This is a genomic window from Burkholderia latens, from assembly GCF_001718795.1.
In the GTDB taxonomy this organism is placed as follows: Bacteria; Pseudomonadota; Gammaproteobacteria; order Burkholderiales; family Burkholderiaceae; genus Burkholderia; species Burkholderia latens_A.
The window spans coordinates 2,290,042-2,310,688 of sequence record NZ_CP013435.1; the positions used below are offsets into that span (position 1 = coordinate 2,290,042).

The window sequence follows — 20,647 nt, forward strand, 5'->3', positions numbered from 1 at the left end:
CGGCGAGCCGCGCCCGCGCGCCGGCCCGTCGTCAGCGCCGCTCGCTCGGCGCGACGCCGGTCCAGCGCTTGAACGCACGCGTGAAATTCGCCCGATCGGTATAGCCGACCCTCGCCGCGATCTCGTCGACCGGCAAGCGCGTACCCTCGAGCAACCGCAGCGCATCGCGCAACCGGATCTCGCCGAGTAGCGCCGAATAGGTCGTGCCGAATTCCGCAAGCTTGCGTTTCAACGTGCGCGCCGACACGTGCAGCTCCCGCGCGACCTCGTCCACCGATGGATAGCCGGCGTCGCCGCAGATCAGCAGGTTGCGCACACGATCGACGATGCTTTCCGCATAGCCGAGGCGCGCGAGTTCGGCCTCGCACTGCTGGACGATCATTTGCGCGGTCTGCGCGTTCGCGGTGCCGATCGGCTCGTCGAGCAGCGCGGCGTCGCAGCGGATCCGGTTTGCACTCGCATTGAAATGACAGCGCGGCAGCCGCGCGCGATAGCGCTCGAACCACGGCGGTTCCGGCCATTCGAAATGCAGCTCGGCACGCGACTGCAGCGTGCGTCCCGGTGCGGGATCGAGCAGCGAGTTGAACAGGATCGCTGTCTCGACCAGAAAGTTTTCCACCGCGAATTGGCGCAACCGGCCTAGCGGAAACGCCTCGAGCACGTCGATATCGACGATCCCGTCGAGCTGCGCGAGCCGCACCGAGAAAAACGGCACGCGCGTGGGCAGATAACGGATGCCGAGCGCGATCGCTTCGCCAAGCGTCGCGCAACTCATCAGCCCGAAGCCGATCAGCCCGGATTTCGTGAGACTGCTGCGCAGCCCGATCTCGATCGCGATCGACGGATCGTTCGTTGCGTCGAGCAGGTTGAACACGATCGCCGCCTGCTGCAGCGGCGTGATGCGCGCGTCCGGCTGTGCGAGCCGGTCACGGTCGACGCCCGAGCCGGCGAGGATGCGGCCCGCGTCGATGCCGCGCTCCTCGGCGAGCATCAGCATGAACAGTGCATACGCGGACGATACCGTCGCCTTGTTCAACTGGCGCGCGGCATCCGGGGCGGACAAGGCCATGCGGCGAACTCCGGAGCGGTTTCGGCAGATTGTAGCGTCGCTGGCCCACAATGACACCGCGGCGGGCCTCTAGCCGTCCGACGCCCCGTCGCCGGTCCGAGCATCAAGCGATGTGACCCGAAATGACACCATCATTGGCACCGACGGCCCTCGCGTGTGCTGCCGCGCGCACCTATGCTCGTCACATCGGCATTGCGCCCCACTCTTTCCGCCCGACTCGAATCGATGCGCCCATCTGCACGAACCCCCTTGCGCCACGATGCCGACAAGGTCGCGTATGTCCGTCGCGAGGTCAACGCCGCGAGCGATGCGATCCGCGCGCGCTTTCCGCTGCTCGACAACCAGGACCTCGTCGGCGCGACCGTGATGGCGGCGTCGGTCGGCGCGATGCTCGCGATCGCGTGGCTGTATGCGCGCGGCGCGATCGCGTGGTACGTCGCGCTGCCGCTCGCCGCGTTCGTCACGTCGCTGATCCATGAGCTCGAGCACGACCTGATCCACCTGATGTACTTCAAGAAGACGCCGTGGGCGTATCACCTGATGATGGCGCTGTGCTGGCTCACGCGGCCGGGCACGATCAACCCGTGGACGCGGCGGCGCATGCATCTGCATCACCACAAGGCATCGGGCGGCGAATCGGATCTCGAGGAATTCGGCATCACCAACGGCGAACGTTGGGGCGTGAAGCGGCTGCTGATGATCGCGGACGGGATGCTCGCCGTCGTGCTGCGGCCCGATGCGATGCGCCGCAAGGTCAGACAGTACGTGGCCGCGCAGCCGGCGCAGGATCCCGTCGAACGCGCCCGCTTGCGCATCGAGCAGGTGTCGTCGTACATGCCGATCGGACACATGTACTACGCGCTGTGGCATGCGTTCATCGTCTATCACGCGGGACTGTTCGCGCTGCATGCGCTGGGCCATGCGGTGACGATGCCAGCCGTCGTCCAGCAGGTGATGCACGTCGTCGATTTCCTCGCGGTCGTGTGGCTCGGGCCAAATTTCCTGCGTAGCTTCTGCATCAACTTCGTCAGCTCGAACCTGCATTACTTCGGCGACATCGATTCGCGCAACGTGATCCAGCAGACGCAGGTTCTCAATCCGTGGTGGATGCTGCCGTTCCAGCTGTTTTGCTTCAACTTCGGCAGCACGCATGCGATTCATCATTTCGTGGTGCGCGATCCGTTCTATATCCGGCAGCTGACTGCGCGCACCGCGCATGCGGCACTGCGGGAAGTCGGTGTGCGGTTCAATGATGTCGGCACGTTCAGGCGCGCGAATCGCTGGGGCGCGTATCGTCCCGTTGATTCCGGTGATTCCGTTCGCCCCGGTCGTCGCGTGCGCGCAGTGCGCGGCGGCTAGCGGGTCGACGTGTGATGGCGGGCGGGTGCGAGCGCGCCATGGCGGTCAGGTCTTCGGGCCGTATCTCGTCAGTCGCCGATGGGCAGCATCGGTCCGTGCCCGCGGATCCACGCGCGGTTCGCGAGTTCGGCCATTTCCTTGTCGCCGCGGCTGTCGCCGTACGCGAACAGTTGCGCCGGCGGCCGATTACCCCACCAGCCGCGCAAACGCACCACCTTCTGCGGCCCCCAGCAGTTCTCGCCGCTCAACCGCCCGGTGAACGCGCCGCGCTCGAACGCGAGGCGCGTCGCCAGAACGGTGTCGATACCGACCGACTTCGCCCACTTCTCCAGATATACCGACGGCGACGCACTGACCAGCACGACCTCGTGCCGGCGCGCCTGATGTTCACGCACGCGGTCGAGCATGTCCGGACGCACGAGGTTCGGCAGATAGTCGTCGACGAAGCGGCGCGCCAGTGCGTCGAGCGCGTCCTCGCGAATCGGCCCGAGCGCGAACCACGCGAACTTCGCCTTCGCATCGCCGCGCGACAGCAAGCCGGCCTTCATCGCGACGAGCCACGGCAGCGCGCGCAGGCCGGCCCACGCGAAGCGCGGTGTACCGACCGCATAGCGGACGAAATGACGAAAGCTGTCGGTGGTCGTGATAGTGCCGTCGAAATCGAATGCGGCGACGATGCGGTCGGTCATGGAAGGCTGCGGAAACGGTCGAATGCCGGGGAAGATAGCAGAGTCGGGCGGGCGTGCCACTGTTATCGCAAGTTCAGGCCTCGGTGGCGCGCGGCGTCGGAGCCGGCTTTCGTGCGTCGTCGGGCTGCATGTGACCGGCGGACGCACGCCGGGTCGCGCACGGTAGCGGGATTTCGGGCCAGGTTCGGGCGATTGTCGAAGGGAGTGGCGAGCCGCCGCCAGAGTTTGCTATACTCTCGGTCTTCCGGAGAGATGGATGAGTGGTTTAAGTCGCACGCCTGGAAAGCGTGTATAGGTTAATCGCCTATCGGGGGTTCGAATCCCCCTCTCTCCGCCAGAATCAGTGCAAAAAGCCCCGCAAAATCGATCGATTTTGCGGGGCTTTTTGCAACATGCCACCCAGCATCAAGATCGGTTGTAGAGGCCCCCCCTTTCGCGAGGCCATGGCAATGTCCACGCGTCACCTCGTGTCCGTTCACCCCGCCGTCGCCCATACTTCACCCTCGAGGCGTTCAGAATCGCGCACGTGTACGGTCTGATTCGGCGGACTTTTGTCATCGGCCGACACACTCACCATGTACGCGTTATCGCAATCCCCGGAACGCGATGTTGCGGAATCCGGCGCGTGCCAATCAGGTAAATGCCGGAGTGGATCTTCCTCCAGCGTCAGCAGCCGCTTGAGTTTCGTTGCCGCGGACTGCCGCTCTTCGGCACTTCCTGGTCCCCCGATGTACTCGAGGACGGGTATTAACCGAGTGGTAAAGAATTGCTGCCTTATCCCCCAAAAACGACGGCCCGGGTCGCATACGCGAACAATTGCCCTATTGAAACGCTCGGCATATCGGTAAGCACTCAATACTGCAAAAACGGGCTTTCGACAGGTTGGAATAAATCTTCAAAGATCGTCACCACACAGTTATCTGGCTGAACTGCATTTGGTATGATCTTTCGCACATTCGACCGGACTCTCGTCCGGGAGGTGTTGCGTCTTTATGAAAGCACAATGAAATTAATTGTCAATTATTCGAAATATTCGGCTGAAATGCTTACGCAATTCCGACGTTTCGGTGTCTGCTGACGATCGGGCGCGTTTTCCATGGAACGGGGTGACCGCATGAGCGCGGAAGTATTGTTGAAGGCGCTGCGTGGCGCACACGCGCAGTTCGATCGCATCATCAAGCTCGACACGCCGCTCGGCGATGACTGGCTCGTACCACTGTACGCGCAGATTCGCGCGCGCCTCGGACGCAACTTCGAGGTAGTCGTCGATGCGTCATCCGCATTGGGCGACAAAATCAAGCTCAATGCGCTGATGCTGCAACCCGTCACGCTGTGGATTCGGCAGACCGACGGAGGCTATCTGCCGATCCATGGCTATGTGCAGCGGGCTCGCCGCCTTGGAAATGACGGAAGCGTTTCGTATTTTCAGCTTCAGTTCGCTTCGTGGCTAAGTTTCCTTAAACTCAGCAGCGATCGACGCGACTGGCAGGAAGCCAGCGGGTGGCAAATTCTCACCGACGTATTCGACAAGCATCCCCAGGCGGCGGGCAATTATGGTCAGGAGCTGCGCACTGCGATGCGCTCGTATTCGCACCGTGTGCAGTGGGAAACCGACTGGAATTTCGTGCACCGTAGTCTGGAAGAAGTCGGCGTATTTCCACGCTTTGATTTCGCGAAGGATGGCAAGTCGCACAAGGTCGTCATGATGGACGATCTGTATTTCGGGCCGTCGCTGCCGAATTCGGAGATGAAGTTCAGCCACGCGGGTACCGACGAGGATTTCGACGGGCTTACTCAGCTGAGCGAACAGCAGGACGCGCAAAGTGCGACGCTGACGCTCGGCACCGTTGACTATAAGCGGCCTGACCTCGATAAACAGGCGAGCACGCCAGCGGCTGACCTCGATGAATTACCCGGTCAGGGCGAAGAGTATCTTTATACCGGCTCACAGACATGGGCCGAGTCCGATGCTGGACAACAACAGGCCCGCATCCGCACTGAGGAATGGGCTTCGCGAGCAAAACGCTATTTCGCGATCGGCAGTCCCCGCTATGCATTGCCCGGCTACTGGTTCAAGGTGTCGGGACATCCCCTCTTCGATGCATTGCCGGAGGAGGAGCGCGAACTGTCGATCATCGCGAGCGACTGGTTGATCCAAAATAACTTGCCCGGCATAGACGCGCTCACGCGATTTCCGCGTAGCCTGCGCAGCGAGATCGAACAGGTCAAGGCCGCCGGAACTGGCACGACCGTGAGCCACCGCGATGGCGGTATCGGATTTTTTCACGTCGAGATCGAAGCGCAACGCCGCAAGACGCCGTTCCGCAGCCCGTTCGAGCACGAGAAGCCCGAAATGCACTTGCAGACGGCGATCGTCGTGACGGACAGCGACGAGGAAATTGCCACGGACGACGGCAATCGTGTGCGGGTCCGGACGTCGAACAGTCGAAAGGATCGCAATACGAAGTCCACGTCATGGATTCGCGCGGCGATGCCGGACGCAGGCTCGAAGCGCGGCGGCTACTTCCCGTTGCGCAAAGATGATCAGGTGCTCCTCGGGTTCGTCAATGGCGACTGCGACCGGCCGGTAATCATCTCGCGACTGCACGGTGGCGCGACGATGCCGGTGTGGCACACGCACGGCCTGCTGTCCGGCTTCCGTTCTCGCGAATACGGCGGTGATGGCTTCAACCAGCTCGTCATGGACGACGCTACCGGTCAGAACCGGGTCCACCTCTACTCGTCGAGCTACAGTTCTCACCTGCATTTGGGCTACCTGATCGAGCAATCCGATAACACGCGCGGCTCGTTCCTCGGCAACGGATTCGACTTGAAGTCCGGCGCGTACGGCGCGGTACGCGCCGAGCAGGGGCTCTATGTATCGACGCAGCCAGCCACCGCCCAGCCGCTGAACGTAACGGCCGCCACCGATCCGCTTGCCGGCGCAGAAGCCGTGCTCGAGACCGTATCGAAGGCGAGTGAAACGAACCGTGCCGACAGCCTTCAGGACGGTCAGGCCGCGCTGAAGTCGTTCACCGACGCAACGCAGCGCACGGTCGCTGGTTCTGCCAGCGGCGGCCGTACAGCGGGCGGCGGCACGGGCAATGCGAACGGTTTTGCGAAGCCGGTGATGCTGCTGTCGAGTCCGGAAGGCATCGCCGCGTCGACGCAGCAGTCGGTGCATATCACGGCGAACCAGCACGCGAACGTCGTTGCAGGCAAGAACGTCAACTTGGCCGCCGGTAAAGGGTTACTAGTCAGCGTGCTCGACAGGATCAGCCTGTTCGCACAAAACCTCGGCATCAAGATTTTCGCGGCAAAGGGACCGGTAGACATTCAGGCGCAAAGCGGCTCGGCCTCGCTGGTCGGGCTGCAGGACGTGAAGATCGAAAGCGCGGACGGGCGGCTGATTCTGACGGCCGCGAAGGAAGTGTGGATCGGCGCGGGCGGCTCGTACATCAGCATCAAGGGCGGTCTGATCGAGAACGTGACGACCGGACAGATTCTGGAAAAATGCGGGAGTTGGGATAAACCAAGCGGTGGCAGCGGAATAAAGCTTGATCCGCTGAAGGCGACGCCAGTTTCGACTGACGGCGGCCGCGGTTCGCTCTTCTCCGGCTGACGCTCGGTCCGACAACCCCGTAGCGACAAAAAAGAGAAACGAGAGATTCCGAGAAACATGAGCAATAGCCACCCTACCGCGAAGCCAGCGCCGCCGGCCAAGCCGGCGACCGCCCCGAGCGCACCTGCAACAGCACCGTACACGCCGCTAAACTGGGCCTTTCCGTTCTCACCGGTCGGCAAAGATGACCCTGCCAACCCGATGACCTATATGAAGGCGCTGGCAGCCGCCGAAGACGGGTTCTATCCACTGGGTGCGAATGGCATGTGGCATGGCGGCATCCACTTCGACCAGAACACGGCTGCCCAGTTGAAGCACGACGACGGCATTCGCGCGATCGCCGATGGCGAAGTCGTCGCGTACAGGCTCGACAGCAAGTATCCGGAACAGGACTACCAAGACGGCCGCCACGCGTTGTATTCGACGGGCTTCGTGCTCATCCGTCATCGGCTGAAACTGCCTCCGCCCCCACCTCCGTCCGCAAAGCCGGAGCCAGCCAACAATGCTGCAGCCCAACCGGCAACGTCATCCCCGGCGCCAGCAACGGCGACGCCAGTCCCAACGTCGAGCACGACACCACCCGGCAAGAACGAAACGCTCACGTTCTTCAGCCTGTACATGCACACGATGGACCACAATAGCTACCAGTCGGCGGCAGAACAGGCGAAAGTCGCTCAGGTCGACCGCTTCAAGCTGAACATGGGGCCAATGCCGTATTGGGAAGGCGATCGTTACTATCGGGTCGGCGACAAGGCGAAAGACAAGCAAGAGGTCCCGCTGCCAAAGGTGCCCGTGCCATCATTGCGTGACACGATCAATCGCGATGTACTCGGAGAGTTCATCCAGAGCGATTTCAAGAAGGTGCCCGAGCCGGAAGAAGACACGAAAGACACAACACCGCTCCCGCCGCCGGTCACGGGCCTCCGCATCCGTGAGCTGCCGAACGGCAAGAGCAAAATCCTCGGTATCTTGCCGCAAGGTACAGAGTTGACCGTCTCGGACACGGACGACCAAACAAAAGTGAACCCCGGCTGGGCGAAAATCAAGGCGATCAAGTCCGGCACTCCGGCTGCGGCCGTTGTCGGTCAGTCCGTATCGCCGCACGCGCCATACGGGTACGTCTTCCTCGGAGAACTTGATCCGATCGTCGATCCGAAACCGCTGGATACAGTCGTCGTGCTAAAGCAGCCTTATGCGGTGAAGGCTGGCGACGTCATCGGCCAGTTCGGCCACTATCTACGGTACCCGGACGCGAAGCTATTGCCAGCGAAGCCAACCCGGCCACTGCTACACCTGGAAGTGTTCGCAGGCCCCGAACTCGAAGCATTCATCCAGAAGAGCCGCGAGCGGGCAAAGCAGTTACCTGCATCCAAAGCATTTCTAGAAATCTCGCCGGGTGCGCGGCTCGTAACCGACCTCCCAGAACCGGACCAGAAACTGCAGCCCGGTACCAAACTTGTACCTTTCGCCGCCGACGCAAAGGGCAAATGGGTCAAGGTGCAACCGAAAACAGCCGCACCAGTACATGGTGGCCGACACACGAAGCCGGTATTCAACGACGCCGGGGCGCCCGTTTGGGTGGACGGCAGCCTCGCCAACACGACCACCACTGCTATCGTGCCGGGCTGGAAGGATTTCCCGCTGAACTTCTCCAACGCCAAGGGGCCTGGCGCGGATTTCCGTGACGTGTTCCGGAGCGTCGACTTGGAGAAGAACGGTCCGGGGAGCATCGCGAAAGATGACAAGGGGCGTCACTGGTATTACGTGGAGATCGGTACCAAGGACGGTAGTACCCGCAACGGATGGGTGTGCGAGCAGGACCATCCGCTCGTGCGAATGTGCGGGCCGTGGGACTGGCCGGGCTTCGAACTGGTCGACAACAGCAGCATCATGCCGGTCGACATGCTCAAGCGGTACATCCACGTCGCCGAACAATTTCTGGCCGATGAAAGCAAAACCGAATTCGAGGCGAGCGCCGCAACGGTCAATGCGAGCCCGCTCATTACAAAGCTCGAGAAGGCGATTGACACGAATCACGACGGAAAGGTGACAGCGCAGGAACTGAAGCACGCGCAGGAAACGCCGTGGATAGCAGAAGCCCTCTCCCACCTCGTCGTGCGGTGTGAAAGCGAATGGGGCGGTGGCCTGGGTAAGTGGGAAGCATTGTCGCCGTTGATGAAGAAGCTACTGTGGCTGTGGAAAACTGAGATCGAGCGGATCGGAAAATTGCAGTGGTGGGAGCAAGTCACCAGTGTCGACGGCTTCCCAAAGGAGCCCAGTCCTTGGCACTTCCATCCGATCGGGATTGTCGGCAATTTCATCGCAAAGCCTGTCACTGGCGAAAACAACTTCACAGAAGAAGACGCTAGGGACGCACTAAAATACATTTTCGACAAGTATGGACGTACCATCGCCGAGACGGTTGAGCGTATGTATCGGACGGAAACGAGACACTTCCAATCGAGTCAATATCGTCGATGCGGAACGGGCGGCATGGAAGTACATGGTCCAGCGCCGTACTATGGATGGACTCCCGATTTTTACAGCGAACCTCCGATTGGAACATGGGCAGCCTTTGAAGGTGCCGGCCTCAGCGGCGTAGGAGGAAATGCGCAAGTTACGAATCGAAAGAAAGTGTTCGTCGTGGTTTCGTCGGTGCGCGTAGGCATGGAGTTCAAGGCCAAGTATATAGTGCACTACAACGGAAATTACGCACGATGGTTTTCAACCGACGCAAATGCACAAGCGGTTTACAGAAAAACACTCGAATCCATAACACCACGAATCGTGAATTCATTTCAGTGATCCGACATGAGAATCGTTGATAAAATCGTAACACTCACCCTCCTTCTGTTGATTTCATGCGGCGTCCACGCCTCAGCTGATATCTGCAAAAGCGAATTAAGAGAGTTGGTCGTGCCTCCGCTTGAGCACGTTGCAATGAACAAGAAGGACATCCACGCTGATATTGAGGATGTGTCTGATGGGATCTATAGTGTCAGACTGTATGTTGCTGCGGATAGCCCCGACAATCTTGACAAGCAAGTGTCCATCGGCTGGGTGAATTTGGATACAAATTCGATGAAGGCGTTGGATGTGACACGAGACCCTGAACATCCAGACGTACTGAAGGTGAATGAGTCAAAATACCGAAAGTTCATTTCGGATTGTATTCACAAGCCATCGAAAGCAGCTTTGAACTGCGACGAACTCAATAAGCAGGCCTCGAAGCTTGCTATTGACATACCTCAATCGCAAAGTGGGATGGCAGTCATTGGAAGCGGTCGCCTTCAGTTCTATTCAGCACCAGATTACACGTGTAAAACCCCAGGAGTTTTTATTTTGACTGGAGAATCCGTCGATGCGTACACTAGCTATCATGGATTCACGTTTGTGGCTTACCAAAATCCGAAGAAAACCAGCTCAGTTCGCGGCTGGGTAAGAAGTAACCGACTGCGATCCAACAGCCTTGGCACTGCCCCGCGGCAACCGGCTGGTAGCGAGACCACCAAATGATGAATCTCATCCGCATCGGTGACGACACCGATCACGGCGGCAAGGTTGAAACCGGCTCAAATACGATGCGCTTTGACGGCCGCTACGTCGCGCGCAAGGGTGATCGCGTGTCGTGCCCGCAGCATCCCGACGTGTCGCCCAACCTCATCGAGGAAGGCGACACGTCGATGACGGATGATGGCGTCCCGATCGCGCGGCACGGTCATCGCGCAACGTGTGGCTGTCTTCTGATTTCGAGTCTCACTTGAGCGAGACAACGAGTTTTTCCACTGCCATGCCGACGCGCGGCCGGCCTCACGGATGCCGAATGTAATCCACCAACGCCCGCGTATACTCATCCGGCTCGCGATCCAGGAGACTCACGACGATCGCCACCACGAACCCCGCCGGCACGCCGAACACGCCTGAACTGATCGGCTCGATCCCGAACCACGTCCGTCCGGCAAACCCAGTGAGCTGTGTGAAATACGGATACGTCGACACGATGTAATACACACAAACGGCGAGCCCCGTCAGCATCCCGGCGATCGCACCGCGCGTCGTCGTGCGTTTCCAGAACACGCCCAGCACGAGCACCGGAAAGAAGCTGGATGCCGCAAGCGAGAACGCTGCGCCGACGAGAAACAAAATCTTCCCGGTATTTAGCGACGCCACATACGACGCGAACAGCGCAACCCCGAGCAGCAGCACCTTCGAGATCGTCACGCGACGCTGGCTCGACGCGTCCGGCGCGACCATGCAGTAATAGACATCGTGCGACAACGCATTCGCGATCGTCAGCAGCAACCCGTCCGCGGTCGACAGCGCGGCCGCGAGCGCCCCCGCCGCGATCAAGCCGGACACGACATACGGCAAGCCTGCGATCTCCGGCGCGGCCAGCACGACCATATCGGGCTGCATCTGTATTTCCGACCAGTGGACGATGCCGTCGCGAATCACCTCGACGACGCTGATCAGATCGGGCTCGAAGTGATGCCACTGCGTGACCCATGCGGGCAGCTCGGCGATCGGCCGCCCGACGAGGTTCGTGAGAATCTCGTACTTGATCATCACCGCCAGCACCGGCACGCTCAGATAGAACAGCGCGATGAAGAACAACGTCCAGCCGACCGAGCGCCGCGCGGACGCTACCGACGTCGTCGTGTTGTAGCGCGTGAGAATGTGCGGCAGGCTCGCGGTGCCGAGCGACAGGCAAAGCAGCAACGCGAGAAAATTCCGCTCGCGCGGCTTGCGCGCGTCGTCGTTCGCGGCGGGAAACGGTTCATGCATCGGCACGGGCGGTTCCGCCCGCGCAAGCAGATCGTCGCGTGCCTGGGTCCACGCGACGCGCGCCGCCGTCGGATCGCGCGGAAAGTCGGCGAGCTCGCGCTCGCGCTGATTGATCTCGCGCAGCGGTCCGTTGTGGCGCCGCAGGTCCGCGAGCTGCTCGACGAGTTGCTGGCGTGCGTTCGCATACGAGCCCGGCAGACGATCGAGTTGCGTCTGAATGATCGCGGCCTGCCGCCGATACGCAGCCCTCACCTGCTGTTCCTCGGCTGCGTCGCGCACCTGCGCCTCGCGCGCGGCCACGCGCTCCATCAGCTTGCCGTAATTGAACTGCGGCACCGGACCGAGCCCGTTCTTCATCGCAATCAGCGACACAGGTATCAGGATCGCGCTGATCAGGATGATGTACTGCGCGACCTGCGTCCACGTGACCGCGCGCATCCCGCCGAGAAACGAGCACACCAGAATGCCGGCGAGTCCGCAGAAGATGCCGATCGCGAAGTCGACGCCGATGAAGCGCGTCGCGATCAGGCCGATCCCCTGGATTTGCGCGACCAGGTAGACGAACGAGCACAGGATCGCCGCACCGGCCGCGAGCGCGCGCACGGCGGTGCTCGAAAACCGCGTGCCAAGAAAATCGGGAATCGTGTAGCGCGCGAGCTTGCGCACGTAAGGCGCAAGCAGGAACGCAACGAGACAGAACCCGCCGGTCCATCCCATCACGTACGCGAGCGCATCGTAGCCGGTTGCGTAGAGCGAGCCGGCGAGACCGATGAACGATGCCGCGGACAACCAGTCGGCCGCCGTCGCCATGCCGTTGAACGCTGACGGCACGCGCCTACCGGCCACGTAGTACTCGACAAGGTCGGACGTGCGCGACAGCAGTCCGATCACCGCATACACGGCGATCGGCACGAACAGGAACACGTAGCCGATCCATACGCCGGAGCCGGTCGCGCGCTCGATCCGCCACAGTAGCAGCACGAACCCGAGAAAGCCCAGCGTATAGAGCGCGTACGCGCGAATCAGCCGATGCGTCAGCATGGATCAGCGCGCATGGTGTACCTCGGCCGCCTGCGCCGCATGGTCGTCGTACGCGCGCCGCAGCGTGCGGTCCGCACGCTGCATCAGCCCGATGTACACGACGATCAGCACGAGATACACGAGAATCGCGCCCTGCGCGCCGACATAGAACGGCAGGCTGAAGCCGGCAAAGCGGATGCCCGCGAGCGCGGGTGCAAAAAACGGTACGACGAACGACACGGAAAAGCCGATCGCCATCAGCACCACGATCAGCACGACATTGAAGCGCCAATAGCGCGCGTGAGCACGCGCGAGCGGTTCGGGTACGGGCGGCGGCGCGACAGGCGCCGGACGGGACGGAACGGTCATGCCGTTATTTAGCAAAAAGCCCCTGCGCGGGCAATCGGTGATTGCCGCGCAGGGGCTCGCGCGCGCAATGCGCGCAACCGGCGTGCTCAGCGCACTTCGGCCAGCTGCTCGAGGATCGCCGGGTTCTCGAGCGTGGAGGTGTCCTGCGTGATGGCTTCGCCCTTCGCGAGCGAGCGCAACAGGCGCCGCATGATCTTGCCCGAGCGCGTCTTCGGCAGGTTGTCGCCGAACCGGATGTCCTTCGGTTTTGCGATCGGCCCGATCTGCTTGCCGACCCAGTCGCGCAATGCCTTCGCGAGCGCCGCCGCCTCGTCGCCTTCCGGGCGCGAACGCTTGAGCACGACGAACGCGACCACCGCTTCGCCGGTGGTGTCGTCCGGGCGGCCGACCACCGCCGCTTCCGCGACCAGCTCGTGCGACACCAGCGCCGACTCGATCTCCATCGTGCCGAGCCGATGGCCCGACACGTTCAGCACGTCGTCGATGCGGCCCATGATCGTGAAGTAGCCGGTGTCCTTGTCGCGCACCGTGCCGTCGCCGGCCAGATACAGCCGCCCGCCCAGTTCCTCCGGGTAGTAGCTCTTTCTGAAGCGCTCCGGGTCGCCCCAGATCGTGCGGATCATCGACGGCCACGGACGCTTGACGACCAGAATCCCGCCTTGCCCGTTCGGTACGTCCTGCCCCGTCTCGTCGACCACCGCAGCCATGATGCCCGGCAGCGGCAGCGTGCACGAACCGGGCACCGTCGGCGTCGCACCCGGCAACGGCGTGATCATGTGGCCGCCGGTTTCGGTCTGCCACCAGGTATCGACGATCGGGCAGCGCTCCTGGCCGACGTGCTTGTGATACCACATCCACGCTTCCGGATTGATCGGCTCGCCGACCGTGCCGATGATGCGCAGGCTCGACAGGTCGTAGCGCTTCGGATGAACGTGCTCGTCGGCTTCGGCGGCCTTGATCAGCGAACGGATCGCGGTCGGCGCGGTGTAGAACACGGTGACCTTGTGATCGCCGATCATCTTCCAGAAGCGGCCGGCGTCCGGATACGTCGGCACGCCCTCGAACACGACCTGCGTGCCGCCGCACGCGAGCGGGCCATACGCGATGTAGGTGTGGCCGGTGACCCAGCCGATGTCGGCGGTGCACCAGAACACGTCGGCGGGCTTCCAGTCGAAGGTCCACTTCATCGTCTGCGCGGCCCACAGCAGGTAGCCGCCGGTGCTGTGCTGCACGCCCTTGGGCTTGCCGGTCGAGCCGGACGTATAGAGGATGAACAGCGGATGCTCGGCGCCGACCCATTCCGGCGCGCAGGTGTCGGACTCGCCGTCGACCAGTTCGTGCATCCACAGGTCGCGGTGCGCATACCAGTCGATCTTGCCGCCGGTGCGGCGATAGACGATCACGCTCTTGACTGCCTCGCAGCCGCCCATCGCGAGTGCCTCGTCGGCGATGCTCTTGAGCGGCAGCGTCTTGCCGCCGCGCGCCTGCTCGTCGGCGGTGATGAGCGCCACCGCGCCGACGTCGACGAGGCGCTCGTTCAGCGACTTCGCGGAGAAGCCGCCGAACACGACCGAGTGCGTGGCGCCGATGCGCGCGCAGGCCTGCATCGCGACGATGCCTTCGATGGACATCGGGATATAGATGACGACGCGATCGCCCTTGCCGATGCCGCGTTTTTTAAGCGCATTCGCGAAGCGCGACACGCGTGCGAGGAGCTCGGCGTAGGTGACGCGGGTGACGGTGCCGTCGTCGGCCTCGAAGATCACCGCGACGCGCTCGCCGTTGCCGGCTTCGACGTGACGGTCCAGGCAGTTGTACGACGCGTTGAGCTCGCCGTCGTCGAACCACTTGTAGAACGGCGCATTGCTCTCGTCGAGCACCTTCGTGAACGGCTTGTGCCAGCTCAGGCCCTCGCGTGCGAGGCGCGCCCAGAAGCCTTCGTAATCGCGCTCGGCTTCGGCGGCCAGTGCGCGGTAGGCCGGCATGCCGGAGACGGTCGCCGCCTTCTCGAGCGCCTCGGGCGGCGCAAACTGACGGGTTTCGTGAAGAACCGATTCAATCGCAGACATCGACTACCCCTTGGTGAACATGAATCCTCTGCATGGCGGCGCGATCGTGCGCGCCGCGCGTCTTGGCCGGCGCATCTGCGCCGTGTCTCCCACTCACCCGCGCGCCGCCCGAAGGCTGCACGCGATGCTGCGCCGCACCACGTCACGCGTCGGTGAACGGTGGGTCCGGCACTTTCCACGATAAGCGCTCGAACTTACCCGTCACTTACGCAGACGCGCGGTTTCGCACGCCGCGTCGCGTTCCGGCCGGCGACCTTGCGGTCCGCTTTACGCTGTTACAAATGCGACCCTACAATCCTAACTGAACTCGCCCCCCGGACTCCAGCTTGAATCGCTATGCGCTCTTTCTCGTTCTGTCGATGGTGCTCGTCGGCAGCAACGTCGGTATCGGCAAATCCATTGTCGTATTCGTCCCGGTCGCCATCCTCGCAACCCTGCGCTTCGTGATCGCGATCGCAGTGCTATGGCCGTTGTTCCGCCCGTTGAAGATGCGCGCGGTCCGGCGCGCGGAGTGGCTGAACCTGTTCCTGCAAGCGTTCTTCGGCACCTTCATGTTTACGCTGCTGATGCTCAACGGCGTCCAGCGCACGAGCGCGGTCGCGGCCGGCGTGATCACGAGCACGATCCCGGCGATCGTCGCGCTGTTCGCGTGGCTGATCCTGCGTGAAAAACCGAACGGCCGTGCACTCGTGTCGATCGCGCTCGCCATCGCGGGCGTCGTGACGATCAACCTCGCGAACGGCGCCGCGGAAGGCATGCACGGCGCCGGCGGCACGGCGTCCGGCTCGCTGACCGGCAACCTGATGATCCTCGGCGCCGTGTGCTGCGAATCGATCTACGTGATCCTGTCGCGACGGCTTACGCAGACCCTCGCGCCGATTGACATCTGTGCGTATACGCATCTCTTCGGTCTGTGTCTGATGCTGCCGCTCGGCGCGACGGCGCTGTGGCACTTCGATTACGCAAGCGTGCCGGCGGGCACGTGGGCGCTCGTCGTCTGGTACGGGCTGTCGGCCAGCATCTTCTCGTTCTGGCTGTGGATGAAGGGCATCCGGCACGTGCCGGGCAGCCTGGCCGGCGTGTTCAGCGCGGTGCTGCCGGTCGCGGCGGCCGCGTACGGCATCGCGTTCCTCGGCGAACGCCCGACGCTCGCCCACGGCATCGCGCTCGCGTGCGTCGTCACGGGCATCGTGCTCGCGAGCCTGCGCGTGAAACGCGCGCCGGCGGGCGCGTCGTGATCTGTCCCCGGCAAACCCCGCGCGTCGCTGCAGCCGCGCCGGCCGACGCGTTACAATAGCGCGCCTTTTTCAAGATTACCCCCGATACCTGCGCACAGCGCCCGTACCTCCATCATGTCCGCCCCGCATTCGCCCGGCTCCACCCGTCGCCCGCTTCGCCCGCTGCCCGGGCTGATTTTCATGAGCCGCTGGCTCCAGGTTCCGCTCTATCTGGGCCTGATCGTCGCGCAGGGCGTCTACGTATTTCTGTTCCTGAAGGAAGTCTGGCACCTGCTGTCGCATGCGACCGGCCTCGACGAGATCAGCGTGATGCTCGCGGTGCTGGGCCTGATCGACGTGGTGATGATCTCGAACCTGCTGATCATGGTGATCGTCGGCGGCTACGAGACATTCGTGTCGCGTCTCGGCATCGAGGGGCACCCCGACGAACCCGAATGGCTCGACCACGTGAACGCGGGCGTGCTGAAGGTCAAGCTGTCGATGGCGCTGATCAGCATTTCGTCGATCCATCTGCTGAAAACCTTCATCAACCCCGACCAGCACACGACGCACGCGATCATGTGGCAGGTGATCATCCACGTGTCGTTCCTCGTGTCGGCGCTCGTGATGGCGTGGGTCGACCGCCTGACGACCCACACGCACCCGGCCCATTTCCACGAGGCGCACGCGCCAGCGGCGTCCCGACCGGCGGCCTGAATCGCCGCCAACGTATTCCCCACTGTCCCCACAGAGTCTCAGCCATGACCGTCATCAAACAGGAAGACCTGATCCAGAGCATCGCGGATTCGCTGCAGTACATCAGCTACTACCACCCGCTCGACTACATCCAGGCCCTCGGCCGCGCGTACGAGCTGGAGGAAAGCCCGGCTGCGAAGGACGCGATCGCGCAGATCCTCACGAACAGCCGCATGTGCGCGGAAGGCAAGCGTCCGATCTGCCAGGACACCGGCATCGTGACGATCTTCGTGAAGGTCGGCATGGACGTGCGCTGGGACGGCGCAACGATGGGCCTCACGGACATGATCAACGAAGGCGTGCGCCGCGGTTACACGCACCCGGACAACGTGCTGCGCGCGTCGATCGTCAATCCGCCTGAAGGCGCCCGCAAGAACACGAAGGACAATACGCCGGCGGTGATCCACTACGAGATCGTGCCGGGCGACAAGGTCGACGTGCAGGTCGCGGCGAAGGGCGGCGGCTCGGAGAACAAGTCGAAGTTCGTGATGCTGAACCCGTCGGATTCGATCGTCGACTGGGTGCTGAAGACGGTCCCGACGATGGGCGCTGGCTGGTGCCCGCCGGGCATGCTCGGGATCGGCATCGGCGGCACCGCCGAAAAGGCGATGCTGATGGCGAAGGAATCGTTGATGGAGCCGATCGACATTCAGGAAATCATCGCGCGCGGCCCGAAGGACTGGATCGAGGAGTTGCGCGTCGAACTGCACGAGAAGGTCAACGCGCTCGGCATCGGCGCGCAGGGCCTCGGCGGCCTGTCGACCGTGCTCGACGTGAAGATCATGGCTGCACCGACGCACGCGGCATCGAAGCCGGTCGCGCTGATCCCGAACTGCGCGGCGACGCGCCACGCGCACTTCGTGCTCGACGGCTCGGGTCCGGCCAAGCTTGAAGCCCCGTCGCTCGACGCATGGCCGAAGGTCCAGTGGGAACCGAACACGGAAACCAGCAAGCGCGTCGACCTGAACACGCTGACGCCGGAAGAAGTCGCGAGCTGGACGCCGGGCCAGACGCTGCTGCTGTCGGGCAAGATGCTCACCGGCCGCGACGCCGCGCACAAGCGCATCGCCGACATGCTCGCGAAGGGCGAGAAGCTGCCGGTGGACTTCACGAACCGCGTGATCTACTACGTCGGCCCGGTCGATCCGGTGCGTGACGAAGTGGTCGGCCCGGCCGGCCCGACGACGGCCACGCGGATGGACAAGTTCACCGAAACGATGCTCGCGCAGACCGGCCTGATCTCGATGGTCGGCAAGGCGGAACGCGGGCCGGTCGCGATCGACGCGATCAAGAAGCACAAGGCTGCGTACCTGATGGCGGTTGGCGGTGCGGCGTACCTCGTGTCGAAAGCGATCCGCGGTGCGAAGGTGCTGGCATTCGAAGACCTCGGGATGGAAGCGATCTACGAGTTCGACGTGCAGGACATGCCTGTGACAGTTGCTGTAGATTCTTCGGGCACGTCGGTGCACCAGACGGGTCCGAAGGAGTGGCAGGCGAAGATCGGCAAGATTCCTGTCGCAACTGCTTAAGCCCGCGCTTGCACGAAAGGCCGGACGCGTGTCCGGCCTTTTTACTTCTCATTCTCATTATTGAGTGTGGCCGTTGCTACGCGACTGATTCTCGTTGCACGTAGAAGGCAAGCCGGACAAGGCTACCAGGCTTGGCTTTTCCCGTTCGAGCGATTATCGTTCGGTTTCTGAAGCCCCACTGAACAAGGAACAGCCATGCAAGGCGACAAGAAAGTCATCGAATATCTGAACGCCCAACTGAAAAACGAACTCACGGCGATCAACCAGTACTTCCTGCATGCGCGGATGTACAAACACTGGGGCCTCGACAAGCTCGGCAAGCACGAATACGACGAATCGATCGGCGAAATGAAGCATGCCGACTGGTTGATCGAGCGCGTGTTCATGCTCGACGGTCTGCCGAACCTGCAGGACCTGCACAAGTTGCTCGTCGGCGAAGAGACGGAAGAGATCCTGAAGTGCGACCTGAAGCTCGAGCAGATCTCGCAGTCCACCTGCAAGGAAGCGATCGCCTACTGCGAATCGGTGCGCGACTACGTATCGCGCGAGATCTTCGAAAAGATTCTCGACGACACCGAAGAGCACATCGACTGGCTCGAAACCCAGATCGACCTGATTGGCAAGGTCGGTCTGCAGAACTACCAGCAATCGATGATGGGTTCGCCCGAGTAATCACCACGCGCACCACGATCGCCCCCCAGCCGTCCGTATCACGATGTCGAATCAGCCAGCCGATTCCGGGGCTCGCCCCGCCGCCGCGCCCATCGGAATTTTCGATTCGGGGCTCGGCGGCCTGTCGGTGCTGCGCGCGGTGCGCGCGCACCTGCCCGGCGAGTCGTTCATCTACGTCGCGGATTCCCATCACGCGCCTTATGGTCCGCGCGACGAAGCGTTCATTACGGAACGCACGCTGGCGATCGGCGAGTGGCTTGCGCGCGAAGGGGCGAAAGCGCTCGTCATTGCATGCAACACCGCGACGGCGCGCGCGATCGCTGCCGTCCGCGAACGCCTGTCGATACCGCTCGTCGGCGTCGAGCCGGGCATCAAACCGGCCGCCGCGCTGTCCGCGAGCGGCGTCGCCGGCGTGCTTGCCACGCAGTCGACGCTGAACAGTCCGCGCTTCCAAGCGCTGCTCGACCGCTACGGCGCCGGCCGGCGCTTCATTTGCCAGCCCGGCCACGGGCTCGTCGAGGCGATCGAACGCGGCGACACGAATTCGCCCGCGTTGCGCGCGTTGCTCGACGGTTACCTGCAGCCAATGCTCGACGACGGCGCAGACACGCTGGTACTCGGCTGCACGCACTATCCATTCTTCACTGAAACCATTCGCGACCTGGTTGGCGACCGCCTGACGATCGTCGACACCAGCGACGCGATCGCCCGCCAGCTCGGGCGAGTACTCGACGAACGCGCGCTGCGGGCGCCGGCCGGCACGCGTGCCGCACCGCCACGATTCTGCTCGACGAGCGACGGCCGCCAGCTGCGTGCCCTCGCTTCGACACTGCTCGGCCTCGACGCATCGGTCGAATCGGTCACCATTTCGTCGCCGAACGCCCGCCCCTGCGCGACCGCCTGACACCGGCCACCGCATCGCCCGCGGCCGTCGTTACTTTGAGCCGCACCGCTCCGCTTCGCTTCAAGGGTCTGATGACCTTAAAAAAACCCGGACCCAGGGTTGTCAACGCTCGCAAATTTAATGATAATAATTCGCATTAACGTTAGCTATCGCAACTCATCATGATCGTCTGCGTGTGCAAGTCTGTTTCCGACCGCAAGATTCGCGCGTCCCTCGCGGAGGGCGTGAGCTCTTTCGATGAACTCCAGTTCGAGCTCGGCGTGGCCACGTGCTGCGGCAAGTGCGAGGAGTCGGTGCGCGACCTCATGGCCGAACAAGGCGTCTGCGCGAGCCGGTGTGGTGTCGAGCATCACGCTCACCCGATCCCGGTAACGTTCTACGACCGCAAGGCGGCCTGAGCCGCGCCGAGCGTGCGCATGCGGCGCGAGCCGCGTTTTACGTCCGACCGTCAGCAAGCCACTGTCCGCGCGAGCCAACGGCTTACCTGCCCAGGAGCCTGTCATGGAATTGCTGATCGGATTTCTAACTACCGTGTGCATCTCGCTGCTGATCTTCCGCAAGTAATACCGATTCACCCGCCGCGCCCC

The 20,647-nt window shown here is 62.7% G+C and carries 16 protein-coding genes and 1 tRNA gene; 12 read left to right on the plus strand and 5 right to left on the minus strand.

From position 1 onward, the window contains the following. Window positions 1–31 precede the first annotated feature (31 nt). Window positions 32–1,069 (minus strand): AraC family transcriptional regulator, encoded by a 1,038-nt coding sequence (locus WK25_RS10615; RefSeq protein WP_040144622.1) that lies wholly within the window; start codon window positions 1,067–1,069, stop codon window positions 32–34. A 225-nt stretch (window positions 1,070–1,294) separates the two neighbouring features. Here WK25_RS10615 and WK25_RS10620 point away from each other — a divergent pair, with 225 nt between their 5' ends. Beyond that, complete coding sequence (locus WK25_RS10620; RefSeq protein WP_069241560.1) at window positions 1,295–2,428, plus strand: fatty acid desaturase; 1,134 nt, start codon at window positions 1,295–1,297, stop codon at window positions 2,426–2,428. Window positions 2,429–2,496: 68 nt separating this feature from the next. Here WK25_RS10620 and WK25_RS10625 read toward each other — a convergent pair whose 3' ends face one another. After that, window positions 2,497–3,117 carry an HAD family hydrolase gene (locus WK25_RS10625; RefSeq protein WP_069241561.1) on the minus strand — a complete coding sequence of 207 codons (621 nt, stop codon included), beginning with the start codon at window positions 3,115–3,117 and terminating at the stop codon, window positions 2,497–2,499. Between the two features lie 246 nt (window positions 3,118–3,363). Between WK25_RS10625 and WK25_RS10630 the strand changes: the two genes are divergently transcribed. The 5 genes from WK25_RS10630 to WK25_RS10650 all read left to right on the plus strand — a co-directional run bounded on the left by WK25_RS10630 (window position 3,364) and on the right by WK25_RS10650 (window position 10,503). Further along, window positions 3,364–3,454, plus strand: a tRNA-Ser gene (locus WK25_RS10630). A 777-nt stretch (window positions 3,455–4,231) separates the two neighbouring features. Next, complete coding sequence (locus WK25_RS10635; RefSeq protein ID WP_069241562.1) at window positions 4,232–6,739, plus strand: type VI secretion system Vgr family protein; 2,508 nt, start codon at window positions 4,232–4,234, stop codon at window positions 6,737–6,739. Window positions 6,740–6,796: 57 nt separating this feature from the next. Further along, complete coding sequence (locus tag WK25_RS10640) at window positions 6,797–9,544, plus strand: SH3 domain-containing protein (RefSeq protein ID WP_226208987.1); 2,748 nt, start codon at window positions 6,797–6,799, stop codon at window positions 9,542–9,544. Between the two features lie 6 nt (window positions 9,545–9,550). Further along, window positions 9,551–10,255 (plus strand): hypothetical protein, encoded by a 705-nt coding sequence (locus tag WK25_RS30235; protein ID WP_080294595.1) that lies wholly within the window; start codon window positions 9,551–9,553, stop codon window positions 10,253–10,255. Then, window positions 10,252–10,503: a PAAR domain-containing protein gene (locus tag WK25_RS10650; protein ID WP_069241564.1), complete on the plus strand. Its 252-nt coding sequence runs from the start codon at window positions 10,252–10,254 to the stop codon at window positions 10,501–10,503. Before WK25_RS30235 ends, WK25_RS10650 begins: the two co-directional genes overlap by 4 nt. Window positions 10,504–10,549: 46 nt before the next feature. Here the strand turns inward: WK25_RS10650 and WK25_RS10655 are convergent, their stop codons facing one another. The 3 genes from WK25_RS10655 to acs form a co-directional block, all read right to left on the minus strand. Beyond that, entirely contained in the window at window positions 10,550–12,565 is a 2,016-nt protein-coding gene (locus WK25_RS10655; RefSeq protein ID WP_059546071.1) for a sodium:solute symporter family protein, read from the minus strand. A 3-nt stretch (window positions 12,566–12,568) separates the two neighbouring features. After that, window positions 12,569–12,913 carry a DUF4212 domain-containing protein gene (locus WK25_RS10660; protein WP_069241565.1) on the minus strand — a complete coding sequence of 115 codons (345 nt, stop codon included), beginning with the start codon at window positions 12,911–12,913 and terminating at the stop codon, window positions 12,569–12,571. Window positions 12,914–12,999: 86 nt separating this feature from the next. Beyond that, on the minus strand, window positions 13,000–14,982 hold the full coding sequence (gene acs / locus WK25_RS10665) for an acetate--CoA ligase (protein ID WP_069241566.1): 1,983 nt from the start codon (window positions 14,980–14,982) through the stop codon (window positions 13,000–13,002). Between the two features lie 326 nt (window positions 14,983–15,308). On the opposite strand from acs, the gene WK25_RS10670 reads away from it, so the two are divergent. From WK25_RS10670 to WK25_RS10695, 6 genes are all read left to right on the plus strand, one after another. Beyond that, window positions 15,309–16,220, plus strand: coding sequence for a DMT family transporter (locus WK25_RS10670; protein ID WP_069241567.1), 912 nt, complete (start codon window positions 15,309–15,311; stop codon window positions 16,218–16,220). Between the two features lie 114 nt (window positions 16,221–16,334). Continuing rightward, on the plus strand, window positions 16,335–16,916 hold the full coding sequence (locus WK25_RS10675; protein ID WP_059548269.1) for a TIGR00645 family protein: 582 nt from the start codon (window positions 16,335–16,337) through the stop codon (window positions 16,914–16,916). 44 nt (window positions 16,917–16,960) lie between these two features. Beyond that, the gene (locus WK25_RS10680; RefSeq protein ID WP_040144633.1) at window positions 16,961–18,484 is read left to right on the plus strand and encodes a fumarate hydratase; all 1,524 of its coding nucleotides are present in this window, start codon (window positions 16,961–16,963) and stop codon (window positions 18,482–18,484) included. 195 nt (window positions 18,485–18,679) lie between these two features. Beyond that, window positions 18,680–19,156 carry a bacterioferritin gene (gene bfr, locus WK25_RS10685; RefSeq protein ID WP_040144634.1) on the plus strand — a complete coding sequence of 159 codons (477 nt, stop codon included), beginning with the start codon at window positions 18,680–18,682 and terminating at the stop codon, window positions 19,154–19,156. Between the two features lie 43 nt (window positions 19,157–19,199). Continuing rightward, on the plus strand, window positions 19,200–20,060 hold the full coding sequence (gene murI / locus WK25_RS10690) for a glutamate racemase (RefSeq protein ID WP_069241568.1): 861 nt from the start codon (window positions 19,200–19,202) through the stop codon (window positions 20,058–20,060). 161 nt (window positions 20,061–20,221) lie between these two features. Then, window positions 20,222–20,458 carry a (2Fe-2S)-binding protein gene (locus WK25_RS10695; RefSeq protein WP_011885486.1) on the plus strand — a complete coding sequence of 79 codons (237 nt, stop codon included), beginning with the start codon at window positions 20,222–20,224 and terminating at the stop codon, window positions 20,456–20,458. The last annotated feature ends 189 nt before the right edge of the window (window positions 20,459–20,647 follow it).

Coding starts and splice junctions, on each gene's coding strand:
- WK25_RS10615 (WP_040144622.1), bottom strand. CDS start 1,069: ATGGCCTTGTCCGCCCCGGATGCCGCGCGCCAGTTGAACAAGGCGACG.
- WK25_RS10620 (WP_069241560.1), top strand. CDS start 1,295: ATGCGCCCATCTGCACGAACCCCCTTGCGCCACGATGCCGACAAGGTC.
- WK25_RS10625 (WP_069241561.1), bottom strand. CDS start 3,117: ATGACCGACCGCATCGTCGCCGCATTCGATTTCGACGGCACTATCACG.
- WK25_RS10635 (WP_069241562.1), top strand. CDS start 4,232: ATGAGCGCGGAAGTATTGTTGAAGGCGCTGCGTGGCGCACACGCGCAG.
- WK25_RS10640 (WP_226208987.1), top strand. CDS start 6,797: ATGAGCAATAGCCACCCTACCGCGAAGCCAGCGCCGCCGGCCAAGCCG.
- WK25_RS30235 (WP_080294595.1), top strand. CDS start 9,551: ATGAGAATCGTTGATAAAATCGTAACACTCACCCTCCTTCTGTTGATT.
- WK25_RS10650 (WP_069241564.1), top strand. CDS start 10,252: ATGATGAATCTCATCCGCATCGGTGACGACACCGATCACGGCGGCAAG.
- WK25_RS10655 (WP_059546071.1), bottom strand. CDS start 12,565: ATGCTGACGCATCGGCTGATTCGCGCGTACGCGCTCTATACGCTGGGC.
- WK25_RS10660 (WP_069241565.1), bottom strand. CDS start 12,913: ATGACCGTTCCGTCCCGTCCGGCGCCTGTCGCGCCGCCGCCCGTACCC.
- acs (WP_069241566.1), bottom strand. CDS start 14,982: ATGTCTGCGATTGAATCGGTTCTTCACGAAACCCGTCAGTTTGCGCCG.
- WK25_RS10675 (WP_059548269.1), top strand. CDS start 16,335: ATGTCCGCCCCGCATTCGCCCGGCTCCACCCGTCGCCCGCTTCGCCCG.
- WK25_RS10680 (WP_040144633.1), top strand. CDS start 16,961: ATGACCGTCATCAAACAGGAAGACCTGATCCAGAGCATCGCGGATTCG.
- bfr (WP_040144634.1), top strand. CDS start 18,680: ATGCAAGGCGACAAGAAAGTCATCGAATATCTGAACGCCCAACTGAAA.
- murI (WP_069241568.1), top strand. CDS start 19,200: ATGTCGAATCAGCCAGCCGATTCCGGGGCTCGCCCCGCCGCCGCGCCC.
- WK25_RS10695 (WP_011885486.1), top strand. CDS start 20,222: ATGATCGTCTGCGTGTGCAAGTCTGTTTCCGACCGCAAGATTCGCGCG.